16 protein-coding genes and 1 pseudogene are annotated in these 13,005 nt (G+C 55.1%); 5 read left to right on the top strand and 12 right to left on the bottom strand.

Features of this window, described 5'->3' with window-relative positions:
* The first annotated feature begins 51 nt into the window (after window positions 1-51).
* Together HED65_RS15320 and HED65_RS15315 are read left to right on the top strand one after the other, a co-directional pair.
* Complete coding sequence (locus tag HED65_RS15320; RefSeq protein WP_114979205.1) at window positions 52-795, top strand: AraC family transcriptional regulator; 744 nt, start codon at window positions 52-54, stop codon at window positions 793-795.
* A gap of 48 nt (window positions 796-843) precedes the next feature.
* A complete protein-coding gene (locus tag HED65_RS15315) occupies window positions 844-1,470 on the top strand; it encodes a LysE family translocator (protein WP_114979204.1) in 627 nt (208 codons plus the stop codon).
* 21 nt (window positions 1,471-1,491) lie between these two features.
* Here the strand turns inward: HED65_RS15315 and tssD are convergent, their stop codons facing one another.
* Genes tssD through HED65_RS15300 form a run of 3 tightly spaced genes read right to left on the bottom strand, consistent with a single transcriptional unit; the run spans window position 1,492 to window position 2,858 of the window.
* On the bottom strand, window positions 1,492-1,983 hold the full coding sequence (gene tssD / locus HED65_RS15310; protein WP_114979203.1) for a type VI secretion system tube protein TssD: 492 nt from the start codon (window positions 1,981-1,983) through the stop codon (window positions 1,492-1,494).
* Window positions 1,984-2,499: a hypothetical protein gene (locus HED65_RS15305; protein ID WP_223256827.1), complete on the bottom strand. Its 516-nt coding sequence runs from the start codon at window positions 2,497-2,499 to the stop codon at window positions 1,984-1,986.
* On the bottom strand, window positions 2,496-2,858 hold the full coding sequence (locus tag HED65_RS15300; RefSeq protein ID WP_114979274.1) for a tlde1 domain-containing protein: 363 nt from the start codon (window positions 2,856-2,858) through the stop codon (window positions 2,496-2,498). The genes HED65_RS15305 and HED65_RS15300 overlap by 4 nt, the downstream gene beginning before the upstream one ends.
* 236 nt (window positions 2,859-3,094) lie before the next feature.
* Between HED65_RS15300 and HED65_RS15295 the strand changes: the two genes are divergently transcribed.
* Window positions 3,095-4,366, top strand: coding sequence for a DUF445 domain-containing protein (locus tag HED65_RS15295; RefSeq protein WP_114979273.1), 1,272 nt, complete (start codon window positions 3,095-3,097; stop codon window positions 4,364-4,366).
* Here HED65_RS15295 and HED65_RS15290 read toward each other — a convergent pair.
* From HED65_RS15290 to HED65_RS15280, 3 genes and pseudogenes are all read right to left on the bottom strand, one after another.
* Window positions 4,363-5,439, bottom strand: a complete 1,077-nt coding sequence (locus tag HED65_RS15290) for a DUF2955 domain-containing protein (RefSeq protein ID WP_114979202.1) — start codon at window positions 5,437-5,439, stop codon at window positions 4,363-4,365. The genes HED65_RS15295 and HED65_RS15290 overlap by 4 nt on opposite strands.
* Window positions 5,429-6,495: pseudogene (locus HED65_RS15285) on the bottom strand (HlyD family secretion protein). The gene HED65_RS15290 and the pseudogene HED65_RS15285 overlap by 11 nt, the downstream one beginning before the upstream one ends.
* Window positions 6,492-6,962: a MarR family winged helix-turn-helix transcriptional regulator gene (locus HED65_RS15280; RefSeq protein ID WP_114979201.1), complete on the bottom strand. Its 471-nt coding sequence runs from the start codon at window positions 6,960-6,962 to the stop codon at window positions 6,492-6,494. The pseudogene HED65_RS15285 and the gene HED65_RS15280 overlap by 4 nt, the downstream one beginning before the upstream one ends.
* A 343-nt stretch (window positions 6,963-7,305) precedes the next feature.
* On the opposite strand from HED65_RS15280, the gene HED65_RS15275 reads away from it, so the two are divergent.
* Window positions 7,306-7,635, top strand: a complete 330-nt coding sequence (locus HED65_RS15275) for a hypothetical protein (protein WP_114979200.1) — start codon at window positions 7,306-7,308, stop codon at window positions 7,633-7,635.
* On the opposite strand, the gene HED65_RS15270 is transcribed toward HED65_RS15275, so the two are convergent.
* From HED65_RS15270 to HED65_RS15250, 5 genes are all read right to left on the bottom strand, one after another.
* Window positions 7,610-8,413 (bottom strand): DUF4225 domain-containing protein, encoded by an 804-nt coding sequence (locus HED65_RS15270; protein WP_114979199.1) that lies wholly within the window; start codon window positions 8,411-8,413, stop codon window positions 7,610-7,612. The two genes, HED65_RS15275 and HED65_RS15270, sit on opposite strands and share 26 nt — an antisense overlap.
* A gap of 180 nt (window positions 8,414-8,593) precedes the next feature.
* The gene (locus tag HED65_RS15265) at window positions 8,594-9,289 is read right to left on the bottom strand and encodes an ArsR/SmtB family transcription factor (RefSeq protein ID WP_114979198.1); all 696 of its coding nucleotides are present in this window, start codon (window positions 9,287-9,289) and stop codon (window positions 8,594-8,596) included.
* Window positions 9,261-9,659 carry an amino acid-binding protein gene (locus HED65_RS15260; protein WP_114979197.1) on the bottom strand — a complete coding sequence of 133 codons (399 nt, stop codon included), beginning with the start codon at window positions 9,657-9,659 and terminating at the stop codon, window positions 9,261-9,263. Before HED65_RS15260 ends, HED65_RS15265 begins: the two co-directional genes overlap by 29 nt.
* Window positions 9,652-9,975, bottom strand: coding sequence for an antibiotic biosynthesis monooxygenase family protein (locus tag HED65_RS15255; protein ID WP_114979196.1), 324 nt, complete (start codon window positions 9,973-9,975; stop codon window positions 9,652-9,654). The genes HED65_RS15260 and HED65_RS15255 overlap by 8 nt, the downstream gene beginning before the upstream one ends.
* Window positions 9,976-10,050: 75 nt before the next feature.
* On the bottom strand, window positions 10,051-11,466 hold the full coding sequence (locus tag HED65_RS15250) for an aldehyde dehydrogenase family protein (protein WP_114979195.1): 1,416 nt from the start codon (window positions 11,464-11,466) through the stop codon (window positions 10,051-10,053).
* A gap of 100 nt (window positions 11,467-11,566) precedes the next feature.
* Here HED65_RS15250 and HED65_RS15245 point away from each other — a divergent pair, with 100 nt between their 5' ends.
* Window positions 11,567-12,469 carry a LysR family transcriptional regulator gene (locus tag HED65_RS15245; protein ID WP_114979194.1) on the top strand — a complete coding sequence of 301 codons (903 nt, stop codon included), beginning with the start codon at window positions 11,567-11,569 and terminating at the stop codon, window positions 12,467-12,469.
* Here the strand turns inward: HED65_RS15245 and HED65_RS15240 are convergent.
* Window positions 12,456-12,935, bottom strand: coding sequence for a carboxymuconolactone decarboxylase family protein (locus HED65_RS15240; RefSeq protein WP_008501331.1), 480 nt, complete (start codon window positions 12,933-12,935; stop codon window positions 12,456-12,458). The genes HED65_RS15245 and HED65_RS15240 overlap by 14 nt on opposite strands.
* Window positions 12,936-13,005 lie beyond the last annotated feature (70 nt).

The raw sequence follows: 13,005 nt of genomic DNA, 5'->3' as shown, positions 1-13,005 counted from the left end.
CTGCAAGACGGTAGTCTGACGTGGTATAAAAAACGTCCAGAAGGAGTTCCCATGACCAATACCCGACACATCCGCCAGACGTTTCACCGCACCTCAGGGCTTGAGTTGCGCAGTACGTGGCAGAGCACGCAAGCGTACAAACGTCATTGTCATCCTCAGCTCTCCATTGGCGCGATAGTAGAAGGCCAGACCAGCTGCATATGCCATGACAGAGAGTACATCCTCCAGCCCGGGGACCTGATTGTGATCCCGGCTTATGTGCCGCACAGCTGCAACCCCGTCGCCGGAAAGCCGCGCAGCTACCACATGCTCTATATCGACACCGGGCTTCCTTTGGCGCTTCAGGTGATTCGCGACCCTACTCTCTTTAAGCACTACCTTGATATTGTTGAGACAATGTCTCCTGCATCCTTGGGCACGCTGCTTTCCGCCCTTCCCCGTTGTGCGGATAATGCAGAGTCGCTTCGCTCAACCAGCCAACAGGTTCAGCAGGCGTTTCTTGACGACCTTGCCGCACCGCCTTCCCTCGACGAACTTGCCCAACGATTCTCGCTGCGCAAGGAGACGCTGATCCGCACTTTCAGACAGGACACCGGCCTGACGCCGGGCAGCTTCCTCAACATCTCCCGTGTGGAGTATGCCAAAGCGCGGCTGCGAGCCGGGGATAATATCGCCGACGTCGGCTACCAGAGCGGGTTTGCCGACCAGAGCCATTTTCATAAGACCTTCGTGAGCTATACCGCCGCCACGCCGCGCCAGTACGCCACGGGCCGATCAATATCAGACAATAAATAGGTTCTGCCTTTCCGTAGTCTGTACCCGGTTTTGCATTCTGAGGTCGCTATGGAACTGTTCTTCCCTTCCGCTTTTCTCGCCCTGGCGCTGGCGCACTTTGTTGCCCTGTTAAGCCCGGGCCCGGATTTCTTCCTGCTTGTGGGTTACTCGGCGCGTTATCGGCTGCGCGGCAGCGCCGGGCTGTGCCTCGGTATCGCTGCGGGCAACGGGTTGTATATCTTACTGGTCATTATCGGCTGGAGCGCGCTGCGCCAGTTTACGTGGCTGTTTACGCTTATCGAGTTTTGCGGGGCGCTGTACCTGCTGTGGATCGGCTCGCATCTGGTGCGCAGCGGCCAGCAGGCGCTGGCGCTGAATGAAACTCACCAGCGCTTCCCTTCACTGCGTAAGCAGATCTTTTTGGGGCTCGGCTCCGCGCTGCTTAATCCGAAGAATGCGTTGTTCTATCTGGCACTGATGACGGCGCTACTGGGACCGGACGTCACGCTGCTTCAGCAATCGACCTGCGGCGTCTGGATGGTGATGGTGGTGCTGGTGTGGGATCTGGCACTGGTGTCGCTGATGGGGTTGCCCGCCGTTCAACAGAAGCTCAGCCGCTCGCTCTGGTTGATTGAACGCGCGGCAGGAGTAGTGCTGATGGGGTTTGGTGGGTGGGTGTTGTCGCGGTTGCTATGAAAGGATTTTCACAGGCCCTTCTTAAGCCCCTAACCGATAATCCCAGTCATCCGTATGAATAACGTTGCCGTCACGGTAATGCCAGGTAATCTTTTCATAACGAAGCAAAACAAGCTCAAGATGCCCCTGTTTTTCATGATAAGTATCTTTCACGTCATGCATCAATGAAAACAATGTGACGATCTTCACCGCTTCCAGCGTTATCGTGAAATAGATTTCTTCCTGACCGGCATCGTTGATTCGATAAAGGTCGATAGTCGCTTTCCTGAGTGTACCTCCCGTACTCAGTGCTTTGTATAGCAGAACACTGGAAGCATCAATTTCCTTTTCAATAAGAAATGGGCGATGCTGGCGTTTACTCAACATTCTGCCATTATGAAGATCAGAGTTATAACTTACGTTATGATAGAGTCCTAAGACTTCAATCTGGTTTTCACGGTCTTTAACCTTTACGCTACCTTTTATGATATTACCCGCATCGTCCGTTAAGGACATATATCCTGGGATGGCCATTTAATTATCCTTTTCGAATGGAACTGAGTTTTCAACAGTAGCGATCATAACAGCGAGACATCTTTTACCCTTAGGGTTGTTAACCTTAAACATCTCCCTGATTGAATCTACATAAAGCTTATTACTCTCTGCTTCTGTCTCCGGAAAATTAGCAAAAGAGCAGATTTGTTCAATAGTGAGCAACGGTTTATCGTCTTTTAAGATTGCTAAGACTCCCTCAGGGTTATGTGGGATGGCTTCTGAAAGCGCCGCCTTTAAATCTTCAGCGGTACCAGCGTCCACCCCGGGTTCGATGGCACTCGCTACGACTAACCATGCATGGGTTCCTTTACTTATCTCCGGAATTACATGGTTCCACCATTCCGACCCTTCACTATCATTTGAATACAGATTATCCACAACACTCCTGGCACCGTTGTTATTTATCATCTGCATAATCTGCTCAGGAGAGTTATCTTTTGCCAATAACACTACCGAAAAACACGAGAAGAAAAAGACGATGAGATTTTTCATCATCTCACCACCAGTATTGTGTCACCCGAATTATAAATCAGATGACGCTTATCCTGTCCATTCATAATAATGCAACCTGCTGACGCTGAACCTGGCGGTTGCCCTTTCTTATCACCATGAATTTGAAAATGACTCCTACCAAAAGTATTGGTCCCCGCTATAGGTTCAAGAATAATCGCCTCGGCACTTTTGTGATTATTCCACCCGGCAATAAAATAAACACCTCGTGGAATAGGGCCTTTGTTTCGTTGCCGTTCACACCCAGGCTTATCTTTTGATTCACCGGCACCACTATAGCAGTTAGCAACAAATCCACCATTATGACTTAATATTCCTGTAGAAACCTCATATTCCCATGTCATTAATTCCACTCCCGTCATTAAAATTAATTCACCTTAAGACTAATAAAGGGCAAAAGTTACTACATCAATCACAGAATCTTACATTCGGGAATAGATAAGCACAAAAAACATAGAAAAATTAATGATGAATAATTGTAATGTATATATTTATTGGATAATAAAAGTTTGTTCATTCCAGGAATCCTCTCCATACATCAGCTTTGCATTTTTCGTTCAATTCCCTCTATCCTTACCCCATGGAAAAAATAACCGAACTCAAACGCGCCAAGCTGTTGGCGCTGTCGCTGCTACTGCTGGCCACTGCGGCGTTTATCATCACCCTGTTCCTGCCGCAGACCTTCTGGGTGCGCGGCGTTAAGGCCATTGCCGAGGCGGCGATGGTCGGCGCGCTGGCAGACTGGTTTGCCGTTGTCGCGCTGTTCCGCAGAGTGCCCATTCCCTTCATCTCGCGCCATACGGCAATTATCCCGCGCAATAAGGACAGGATCGGCGACAATCTTGGCCAGTTCGTGCAGGAAAAATTTCTTGATACCCAGTCGCTGGTGGCGTTGATCCGCCGCTATGAACCCGCGCAGATGATCGGTGCCTGGTTCAGTAAACCAGACAACGCCCAGCGCGTCGGGCTGCATCTGATGCAGGTGATGAGCGGTTTTCTCGAACTCACCGACGACGGACGCATTCAGCGTTTGCTCAAGCGCGCGGTGCATAAGGCTATTGATAAAGTGGATTTCACCGAAACCAGCGCCGTGATCCTCGAAAGCATGACCAGAAATAACCGCCACCAGGTGCTGCTGGACGCCATCATCAACCGCCTGATTACCCTGATTCAGCGGGAAAGCACACGGGACTTTATTGCCGACCAGATTGTCCACTGGCTGAAGACCGAGCATCCACGTAAGGCAATGGTGCTGCCCACCGAGTGGCTGGGCGATCAGAGTGCGGAGATGGTATCGAACGCGGTAAACACCCTGCTGGATGATATCAGCCACGACCGCACACACCAGATCCGTCAGGCGTTCGACCGCGCCACGCTGAAGCTTATCGACAACCTGAAAACCGATCCGGAGATGGCGGCGAAAGCCGACAACATCAAACACTATCTGAAGAACGACGAGGCGTTTAACCGCTATCTGGGTGAGATGTGGGCTGACCTGCGCCAGTGGCTAAAGGCGGATATGCAAAGTGAAGATTCGCGTGTGAAGCAGCGCATCGCCAACGCCGGGCTGTGGTTTGGCGAAACGTTAACAAACGACGCCAGCCTGCGCGCATCGCTGAATGAGCATCTGGAGCAGGCCGCGCACCGCGTCGCACCGGATTTCGCCGCGTTCCTGACGCGACATATCAGCGACACGGTGAAAAGCTGGGATGCCAAAGATATGTCCCGTCAGATTGAGCTCAACATCGGCAAGGATTTACAGTTTATCCGTGTCAACGGCACGCTGGTGGGCGGGACGATTGGCCTGATCCTGTTTTTACTCTCTCAGCTCCCCGTCGTACTGAGGTTCTAATCTTCTTTGGGCGGCGCGATAACGTAGCGCGTCGCCTCGAAGCGATTGAGGATCAGGTGTACCAGAAAGATCATCGTCAGCGTCGCCACCAGCGAAAAGGTGACGGACGTGATGCGATAGAGATCGCTGAACACCAGATCGCTGTCGGTGTGCATGTTTTGCCCGAACATAATGCCGATGGTGGTGATGCTGGAAAACCCCACCCCGGCCCCCACTTTCTCCATCACATGCAGACGCGCACCAAACGCCAGGCCGAGGCCAATAAGTGGCATCATCAGCAGCATATGGCTGCTGTGATCGTAGAGGATAAGCTGGACGACCAGAATATAGAGACAGCCCAACACCACGCCAGCCACGCGCCAGATGGAGCTCATCACCGCGCCGCGATAGTGCATCGGGAACAGAATCAACACCCCGGCCATTAGCGCGGAAAGGGAGTCACTCAAATCACTTATCTGGAAAACCACGAAAATCATCGTTGCGACGGTGCCAGAAAGCAGCGACTCGTGTCGCACCCGGGCGTCATCTTTCTCAATCAACGGCGGTGGCTTGCGTGGCTCCACATCTGGCAGGAGATAGTTCATCAACGCGCTCAGGCTCACGGCCATGACGCTCGCTTCAATGTTCGAAAACAACAACGTGTGCCAGTTAGTCGTGGGATAGCTCATAAAATTGAGCATCACACTCTGACACACCACCCCCATCGAACCGAAGAGGAACAGCGGCCCCTTGCTCATAAAGCGAAAACGCATCACGTACAGGGCAAACACCACCAGCGTCATAATGAGCGGCCATTGCGACAGATAGCCGATGATAATTACCATTTCAACGCAGTTGAGCGATGCGCTGAAGATAAACTGCTTCGCCACGTGACGGTTAAACACCGGGACCAGCGACAGAAGCATGATCGGGTAGACCACATAAAACACGCCGTAGCTGGTGTTGTAGAAACTCGAGATGCTCAGGGCAATCATCCCGGCAAACACGATGCGCAGGGTCTGACGAAAATCGTTTGCCGTGTAGACGATATTACCGTGCGGGGTAAATACCCGTGCCAGCGTATTAATAGACATAGTGCAGCAGGCTTACCGGTGGATCTGCATCCCGGAGAAGAAGCGGGCAAACGGGCCTTCGCTGTTGTAGAGCTGCACGGTCGCGCGCGCGCCTGTCGGGAGTGACTTCGGCAACGATTCATCCAGCGTGACGTGAACACGCATTCGCTGGGCATCACGTACCCAGCGGTTAGAGGTTTCCGGCTCTGACAGTTGGCCGCTAACAGCCTCCTGGCCCGCCAGGATCCCCGCATCGCTGCTGGTCACGTGGGCGCGGAATACGTGCCCCGGAAAAGCGTCAAACACCACAGCCGCGTCTGTGCCCTGATGGGTATGACGCAGACTTTTTTCACGGAAATCGGCCACGATATCGGTCTGGTTGTTCACCAGTGCCAGCGCGGCTGAGCCTGACGAGGCATAGAAGCCGGGGCTTAACTGCAGGTTACTCACCGTACCGTCTGCCTGCGCGTAGACCTTCGTCCAGCCGAGATTCAATTCTGCGTCATCCAGCGCGTTACGATATTTTTGCAGCGTCACATTGCGGTGCTCGTCCCGCTCGCCGCGCTGGATACGCAGGTTCTGGATGTTGGCCTGAATCGAGCTGACAGACTGTTCGCTGCTCTGCCAGGTGGTGCGGACTTTATCCAGATCCGCCTGCGAGACGTTCTGCAGGGTGCTCAGCTTCTGATAACGATCAAACGTGACTTTGTCGTTACGCGCGGTCAGGATCGCAGTCTTCAGGTTGGCCTGCGCGGCGGCGATCTGCGCGTCCAGCTGTTCGTTGGAAAGGCGAGCCTGCTCCAGCGCGATTTGCGCCTCTTCCACTTTATTGCGAAACGGCGTGTCATCCAGTTCAAAAAGCAGATCACCTTTCTTCACCTGGCTGTTGTTGTGGACGTGAACTGCCGCCACGTAACCGGAGACGCGTGGAGAAACCGGTGTCACCACACGCATCACGGTGGAATCCGGCGTCAGCGGGATCCAGATATCCGCGACGACAAAATAGACAAACATCAGCAGGAAAGAGGCAATACTCACCCTTACCCAGCGGGCAAACTTTTGTTCAGGGGTCATTATTTTTCGATCTTGTTATCTTCTTCGCGGATTGTCCGCAAATTGCAGGCGATTTGATTCAACGTGGCGCTGAAAATCTCGATATGCTCCGGCGCGATGTTTTGCGATACACGCGTCTGAAGCGTCTCAATGACCTGGGTGAGCCTTTTTAATATGGCTTTTCCCTCAGGCGTCAGCGTCAGAAGCCGGATGCGCTTGTCATAAGGCGATACAGTGCGCAACAGGTAACCCTGTTTTTCCAGCTGTGTCAGAGTGCGCATCAGCGGCGGCAGTTCAATGCCCTGCACTTCCGCCAGCTCACTCACCGAGACGTTATCCCCAAGTTGATGAAGCTGCATCATAACTGTCCAGCTCGACTGGGTTAAACCGGTATCGAGAATGGCATCGTCAATGACAGCACGCCACTGACGCACGATCATTGCCATCCGCATGCCCATCGGCCTGCGGCTAAACAGCTCTTCTTCACTCATAGGGAAACCTCTCGTCACACACGGCCACGATAATAGTTACCAGGGTAAGTATCAAGAAACGAGAGGGAAAAGCGCAGGAATTGCGAAACGATATCTCCCTCTCCTTGTTGGCTGAGGGATCCCCAGTAATATGGTCATGCCGGATCAGGTATGACAGAACCCGCCGGTGCCTGATGCTGCTTGCCTGATGGCGTCAGTGTAAACACTTCCTTTCTATCCTGTAGTCTGCCAGCCACATCATTTAACGGCAACGGCACAATAATCAAGGCAGGTGAAGACAAAAGCAGGAAGGAACCGGTCTTATAAATAGTGTATTCTTTTTATCAGGTTAAAGGAGACGTGAATGACAGTGAAAAACCAGGAACTAATAGCGGCAGGATTCACCAGTAAGGATATCGAGAGAATCAAACGTCACCAGGCGACGGGGGAATCTCAGGAAAAGGTTCTGAAAGATCTGGCCGGCTATTTCCTGTCGGTAGCCTGGATCACAGGCGGGATGGCCATCATCACCCTGCTCACCGCGATCTTTGGCAGTGCCAGCCATGTTATCTCCTGTCTGGTTGCCGTCGTCTTTCTGCTGATTGTGCTGCTTCTGGTGATGCCAGTCAGACTTGGCTATAAATCATGGAAGCTGATGAGATCACATATCAGCGACTCCGGTCATCACGGGTAAGGAGTTCCAGTACCACCTTCGCACTGACCCCCCATCCCAGAACCTTCATCGTCAGTTTGCCCGGAGACATGGTTTCCACCTTGCGGTAATAGTCTCCAGGAAGGTAACGAAAAAGACGCCAGGCCTCAGCTTTCCCGGTCAGACCAAACACACCATAAACGTTGGCTGCAAGCGTAGTTGCATTAAAGATCCCCAGGCCGACATCGCGGCTGAAGCCCATAAATTCCGCTACGGACATGGCGCCGTCCGCAAGGATCCCCTCTGAAGCAGGTTCATTCAGGAGCTGGCGGGCTGCCTCCCGTGATACCGTATTAAGGGCATCACCGACCAGAACGGCACCGGCAAGCATACCAGCAGGCGTCATCGTTGCGATCATAACACCGCCAAACACAGCCTGAACGCCGGCGAGAACGACCTTAATCCCGGATATGAAGTATCCGACAATTTTATTCTGCTCTGTTACATACTGAATTTCAGCGTAGATTCGGGCATAACCGGTTTTCAACATGCGCGACTGTTCAAGCAGGAACTCATTCTCAGCCCTTAGTTTTTTCAGGCAGGTAATGCATTCTTCATCGCTCTTTGCTCTCCTCGCCGCGTCAAACTGTTGCATGACAACCTGTCTTATTTCATCCACAAATTTCAGACGGGTCAGTGAATCACTGAGGTGCATGGCCGCGACGGTATTTGCGGTATTCACAAGCTTTCGGGCTTCCAGATTGATCATTGTATCAGCCCACTGGCGCCGACTCTGCCCAGGAAAAAGAGCGATATCCATTGCATATTCCTTTTCTGTCGTCAGGACGAATATTCCTTAACCGACCAGCCTGGGTCAGTTTGGGTATAGAGAACTATTGTACAGAAAGCCTGTTTTTGGAACAGGGTTACCAGGAGCAATAGGAGGTACACCAGACCTGTCGGAGAGGGACAGAGTGAGGGCATCAGCCCGCAGCGGAACTTAACGGCTAAAATGTTTAGTAATGACATCCTTCCCCAATGCCGTCACCACCACCTCCCGATACCCCGCCACCCGCTGGATCCAGCCTTTACTTTCCAGATGAGTAAGCAGCGCCGCGCCCGCCTCTCCGCCCAGGTGAAACCGCCGCTCGCTCCAGTCGAGGCAGACGCAGCAGGCCTTCCGGCGGGAATGAGCATTTAACGAAATGCCGAGTTTCAGGAACTGCTCACGGCCATATAGCGTAAGCGCTGAACCGTCTGCCTCCAGCCAGCCTTCCGCAAGCATGAAATCGTAGATCTGCACCGCCACCGTACCCGCCAGATGGTCGTAGCAGGTCCTGGCTTCCCGCATGGCTTTCGGCGCGGTGGTTTCCGGCGGCGTAATGCGACTCCAGGAGAGCCCCATCATCTGCTCCACCAGCTCCGCCACGTCGTGCCCGGCAAGGCGATAATAGCGGTGACGACCCTGAGAGAGGCAGGTAATCAACTTCCCTTCCACCAGACGGGCGAGATGCCCGCTGGCGGTCGACGGCGCAACGTCTGCCGCGGTGCTCAGTTCGGTAGCCGTCCACGCGCGCCCGTCCATCAGCGCGCAGAGCATCTTCACGCGCGACGGATCGGCCATTGCCGCCGCCACCGCTGCAATGGCCTGTTCCAGCACCGCACTGTTATCTGGCGGTAAGCTCGTTTTTAACATGGGTCGCCCAGGGTTCGGTGATCTCAGCGGCCAGCTTATCATCATCCGTCAGCAGAATAAGGTGATTTGCGTGGTCGCTATACTGAGTAAGAATGGACACACCGCGTGCCGCCAGCGCCGCCGCGATGTCACCTAACTCGCCGGGCCGCTCCTGCCTGAGTTTCCTGATAATCGGCTTGCGCACCGCCTGCACGGTAAATCCTGCCGCCATCAGAACACGTTGCGCTTTTTCTCCATCCTCAACGAGAAAATGGGCATCGGTACCAAATACGCCACCGCCCTCCAGCCCCACGCCGTTGCGGCCTAACAGTTGCCCAAAGCGCGCCAGTTCGCCGGGCCTGTCGCTGAAAATCACATGAACGTCATACATCGGCATGCCCTCCGGTTTCGGAACTATACTCCCGCACCATCTGTGCCACCCGAATGCGGTAGTACGCAAAAATTGACGCCCGTCCTTCAGCCTGCGCCGCCTGGTGAAAAACGTTCTGCTTCCAGTGACGGATAGCCTCTTCGTCACGCCACCAGGAAAGGGACAGAATTTTGCCGTCGGTGGTCAGGCTCTGGAAACGTTCGATATCAATCAAGCCGTCGATGTCGGCCAGCAAAGGCTTAAGCTCTGCGGCAAGCTGAAGATAGCGCGCCTGATGGGCTGGCGCGGCTTTGGCTTCGAAAATGACTGCGATCATGAGGGTCTCTCCGTGGTGATGTTGAGGAGAGCATGCAGGATGGAAAAGTACAATGCTTCGGTGAATAGCGAAGTTTTAGCCCAGAATCGACCTCGGCTCCATAAACGCCCGAATCCCCCACTCGCCCATCTCACGCCCCACGCCAGAGTGCTTAAACCCGCCGAACGGTGCTTTCGGTTCATGAGTGAGCGTGTTTACCAGCACGCGACCGGAGACAATCTGCTGCGCCACGCGACGCGCACGCTCCACATCACCACTCAGTACCATCGCACTCAGACCATACTCGGTGTCGTTGGCAATGGCGACAGCCTCCGCCTCGTCCTGATAGGGGATCACGCACAACACCGGGCCAAAAATCTCGTCACGGGCAATCGTCATCTGGTTATTCACGTCGGCAAACAGCGTCGGACGCACAAACCAGCCGTCCTGCGTGCCTTCCGGTCGCCCTTCACCGCCCGCCAGCAGGCGTGCCCCCTCTTCTGTGCCCTTGCGGATATAACCCTGTACCCGCTGCCACTGCTTTTCGCTGACCATCGGGCCGACATCCGTTTCGCTATCGCGCGGGTCACCGGATTTCACCGCCGCCACGGCCTGCGCCAGCGCGGTTTCGATCTCCAGCTTACGCGACTGCGGCACCAGAATGCGCGTTCCGGCCACACACGCCTGTCCGCTGTTCATAAACCCGGCCTGAATCACAAGCGGGATAGCCTTAACCAGCTCCACATCATCCAGCAGGATCGTCGGCGATTTACCACCTAACTCCAGGGTCACGCGCTTAAAGCTTTCCGCCGCGTTGCGCAGGATAGCCTTACCGGTATTCGTCGAACCGGTGAACGAAATTTTTGCCACGTCCGGATGGCGGCTGATGGTGTCACCCACCGTTTCGCCACGCCCGGTGACGATATTAAACACACCCGGCGGCAGCGCGGCATCACGCAGCGCTTCGGTGATAATCTGGGTTTGCAGGGCGCTCATTTCGCTCGGCTTGATAACTGCCGTACAGCCCGCTGCCAGCGCGGCTGCCAGCTTGCCGCAGATAAAGCCCGCGTCGCTGTTCCACGGCGTAATCAGCCCGGCCACACCAAGCGGGGTCATCTGCACCGTTGCCGCGCCTGCGGGGGTCACGAATTCAAACGCCTCCAGCGCCTCTATCGCCTGAGCAATAACATCTGCCGGATAGCTGGCCATCCACGCCGAGCGCGAGGCCGGCGCGCCGTACTCTTCGATGACGGCTTCCAGCAGATCGTCATGACGGGCCACCACAGCCGCGTGCATACGCTTCAGCGCAGCGATGCGCTCCTGCTTTGAGGTTTGCGACCATGCCGGAAACGCCGCTTTCGCCGCCGCGATGGCGCGCTCTGCGTCAACCTCATCCGCCAGGCGAACCTGCCCTATGACCTGCGCCGTCGCCGGGTTGTACAAATCAAACCGTTCGGTGCCGTGCGGGGTAACAAATTCGCCGTTAATAAAGATCTGCTCGATAGTGTGCATATAACCCTCCTGAGGTTGTGTAAGGACAGTCTGGCACGGCTTCTCCGTTGCGATAATCCACGCTATGCTGCAAGGGTTGTTTCGATTTTCAGGATAATCTATGCATCGTTCAGGTCTGACAGAGCTGGAAGTGGTAATGGCCGTCGTGCGGCGCGGTAGCTTTCGCGGCGCGGCGCAGGAGCTGGGGATGTCCGCCACGGCGGTGAGCAATGCTATCGCCGGGCTGGAGAGTCGCCTTGATACCCGCCTTTTTAACCGCACCACCCGCAGCGTAGCGCTCACCGATGCCGGACAGCGCTACGTGGCACGTATTGGCCCAGCATTGCAGGCGATCCGTCTCGCCAGCGAGGAGATCCACAGCGATACCGGGGAACCCGCCGGAACGCTGCGTCTGAACGTGCCAAACAATATCGGCACGCTATTCCTGGATCAGTTGCTGATCGACTTTATGATCCGCTACCCAAAAATGCGCGTGGAAACGGTAAGCGAAGCAAAGATGATCGACATCGTTGCTGAAGGTTATGACGCGGGGATCCGCCTTGAAGAGTCCGTGCCTCAGGACATGATCGCCGTGCCGCTGACCGGAGAGATCCGCCAGCTTATCACCGCTACGCCGGGCTATTTCGCCCTGCACGGCATACCCGAGACGCCGGACGATCTGCTGCAACACCAGGGGATCGGCATGCGTATGGCCCACGGCGGGATCTACCGTTGGGAGCTGGCGCGTCGGGGTGAAACGTACGCGCTTGCCGTGCCGCCGCGCTTTGCGACGTCCGATCTTTTTGCTTCGATCCGCGCCGTGAAAGCGGGATTAGGCGTGGGATTTTTGCCGGAACTGTATATCCGGGAAGAGCTTGAGAGTGGAGAACTGGTGAGCGTCCTGAACGACTGGGCGCAGCCCTTTGCCGGGCTGCGCCTGTATTACCCCGGCCACCGCCACGTCCCGCCAGGACTACGGGCGCTGGTGGCGATGATCCGCGAGCGCGGGATTATTCCAGGTTAGCTTTATTCAGCCCGTAAGCCGCGTCCAGCGAGCCGGGAGCCATGCGGGACGTGATCCCCAGGCGGTTCCAGGCGTTGATGGCCACGATGGCGAAATTCAGCTCTGAAATCTCGACGTCCGAGAAGTGCTCCGCCACGCTGCGGTAGAGCGCATCGCTCACACCATGCACACCAATCTGGGTCAGCGCTTCGGTGAAGGCCAGCGCGGCTTTTTCGCGGGCGCTGAACAGCGGGGATTCACGCCATGCCGCCAGATGGTACAGGCGCAGCTCGCGCTCGCCGGCAATTTTGGCCTCTTTCGAGTGCATATCCAGACAGAAGGTGCAGCCGTTCAGCTGCGACACGCGAATGTCGATCAGGTGCTTCAGCGCCGGGTCGATGGAGGTTTTCGCCACCTCCATGCTCAGGGCAGACAGCGCGTTGGCGAGGGCGGGAGTGGCTTTATGGTGGTTAACGCGAGTGCTCATTGTCTTTCCTCTTTTTTGTGCGGCATGTGTCATGCGATGAGGCAAATCTACGCCGTTCATGACATAGTAA

This window comes from Pantoea sp. LS15 (genome assembly GCF_012241585.1).
Classification (GTDB): Bacteria; Pseudomonadota; Gammaproteobacteria; order Enterobacterales; family Enterobacteriaceae; genus Enterobacter.
Note: the sequence above shows the minus strand (reverse complement) of the source record. Positions and strands in the feature narration are given on the sequence as shown.

What these genes read in the sequence shown, in the direction of transcription:
- HED65_RS15265 (WP_114979198.1), bottom strand. Translation starts at nt 9,289, where the DNA reads ATGTTAAAAACGAGCTTACCGCCAGATAACAGTGCGGTGCTGGAACAG.
- HED65_RS15280 (WP_114979201.1), bottom strand. Translation starts at nt 6,962, where the DNA reads ATGAGTGAAGAAGAGCTGTTTAGCCGCAGGCCGATGGGCATGCGGATG.
- HED65_RS15275 (WP_114979200.1), top strand. Translation starts at nt 7,306, where the DNA reads ATGACAGTGAAAAACCAGGAACTAATAGCGGCAGGATTCACCAGTAAG.
- HED65_RS15300 (WP_114979274.1), bottom strand. Translation starts at nt 2,858, where the DNA reads ATGACATGGGAATATGAGGTTTCTACAGGAATATTAAGTCATAATGGT.
- tssD (WP_114979203.1), bottom strand. Translation starts at nt 1,983, where the DNA reads ATGGCCATCCCAGGATATATGTCCTTAACGGACGATGCGGGTAATATC.
- HED65_RS15295 (WP_114979273.1), top strand. Translation starts at nt 3,095, where the DNA reads ATGGAAAAAATAACCGAACTCAAACGCGCCAAGCTGTTGGCGCTGTCG.
- HED65_RS15255 (WP_114979196.1), bottom strand. Translation starts at nt 9,975, where the DNA reads ATGATCGCAGTCATTTTCGAAGCCAAAGCCGCGCCAGCCCATCAGGCG.
- HED65_RS15320 (WP_114979205.1), top strand. Translation starts at nt 52, where the DNA reads ATGACCAATACCCGACACATCCGCCAGACGTTTCACCGCACCTCAGGG.
- HED65_RS15305 (WP_223256827.1), bottom strand. Translation starts at nt 2,499, where the DNA reads ATGATGAAAAATCTCATCGTCTTTTTCTTCTCGTGTTTTTCGGTAGTG.
- HED65_RS15270 (WP_114979199.1), bottom strand. Translation starts at nt 8,413, where the DNA reads ATGGATATCGCTCTTTTTCCTGGGCAGAGTCGGCGCCAGTGGGCTGAT.
- HED65_RS15315 (WP_114979204.1), top strand. Translation starts at nt 844, where the DNA reads ATGGAACTGTTCTTCCCTTCCGCTTTTCTCGCCCTGGCGCTGGCGCAC.
- HED65_RS15250 (WP_114979195.1), bottom strand. Translation starts at nt 11,466, where the DNA reads ATGCACACTATCGAGCAGATCTTTATTAACGGCGAATTTGTTACCCCG.
- HED65_RS15290 (WP_114979202.1), bottom strand. Translation starts at nt 5,439, where the DNA reads ATGTCTATTAATACGCTGGCACGGGTATTTACCCCGCACGGTAATATC.
- HED65_RS15245 (WP_114979194.1), top strand. Translation starts at nt 11,567, where the DNA reads ATGCATCGTTCAGGTCTGACAGAGCTGGAAGTGGTAATGGCCGTCGTG.
- HED65_RS15260 (WP_114979197.1), bottom strand. Translation starts at nt 9,659, where the DNA reads ATGTATGACGTTCATGTGATTTTCAGCGACAGGCCCGGCGAACTGGCG.
- HED65_RS15240 (WP_008501331.1), bottom strand. Translation starts at nt 12,935, where the DNA reads ATGAGCACTCGCGTTAACCACCATAAAGCCACTCCCGCCCTCGCCAAC.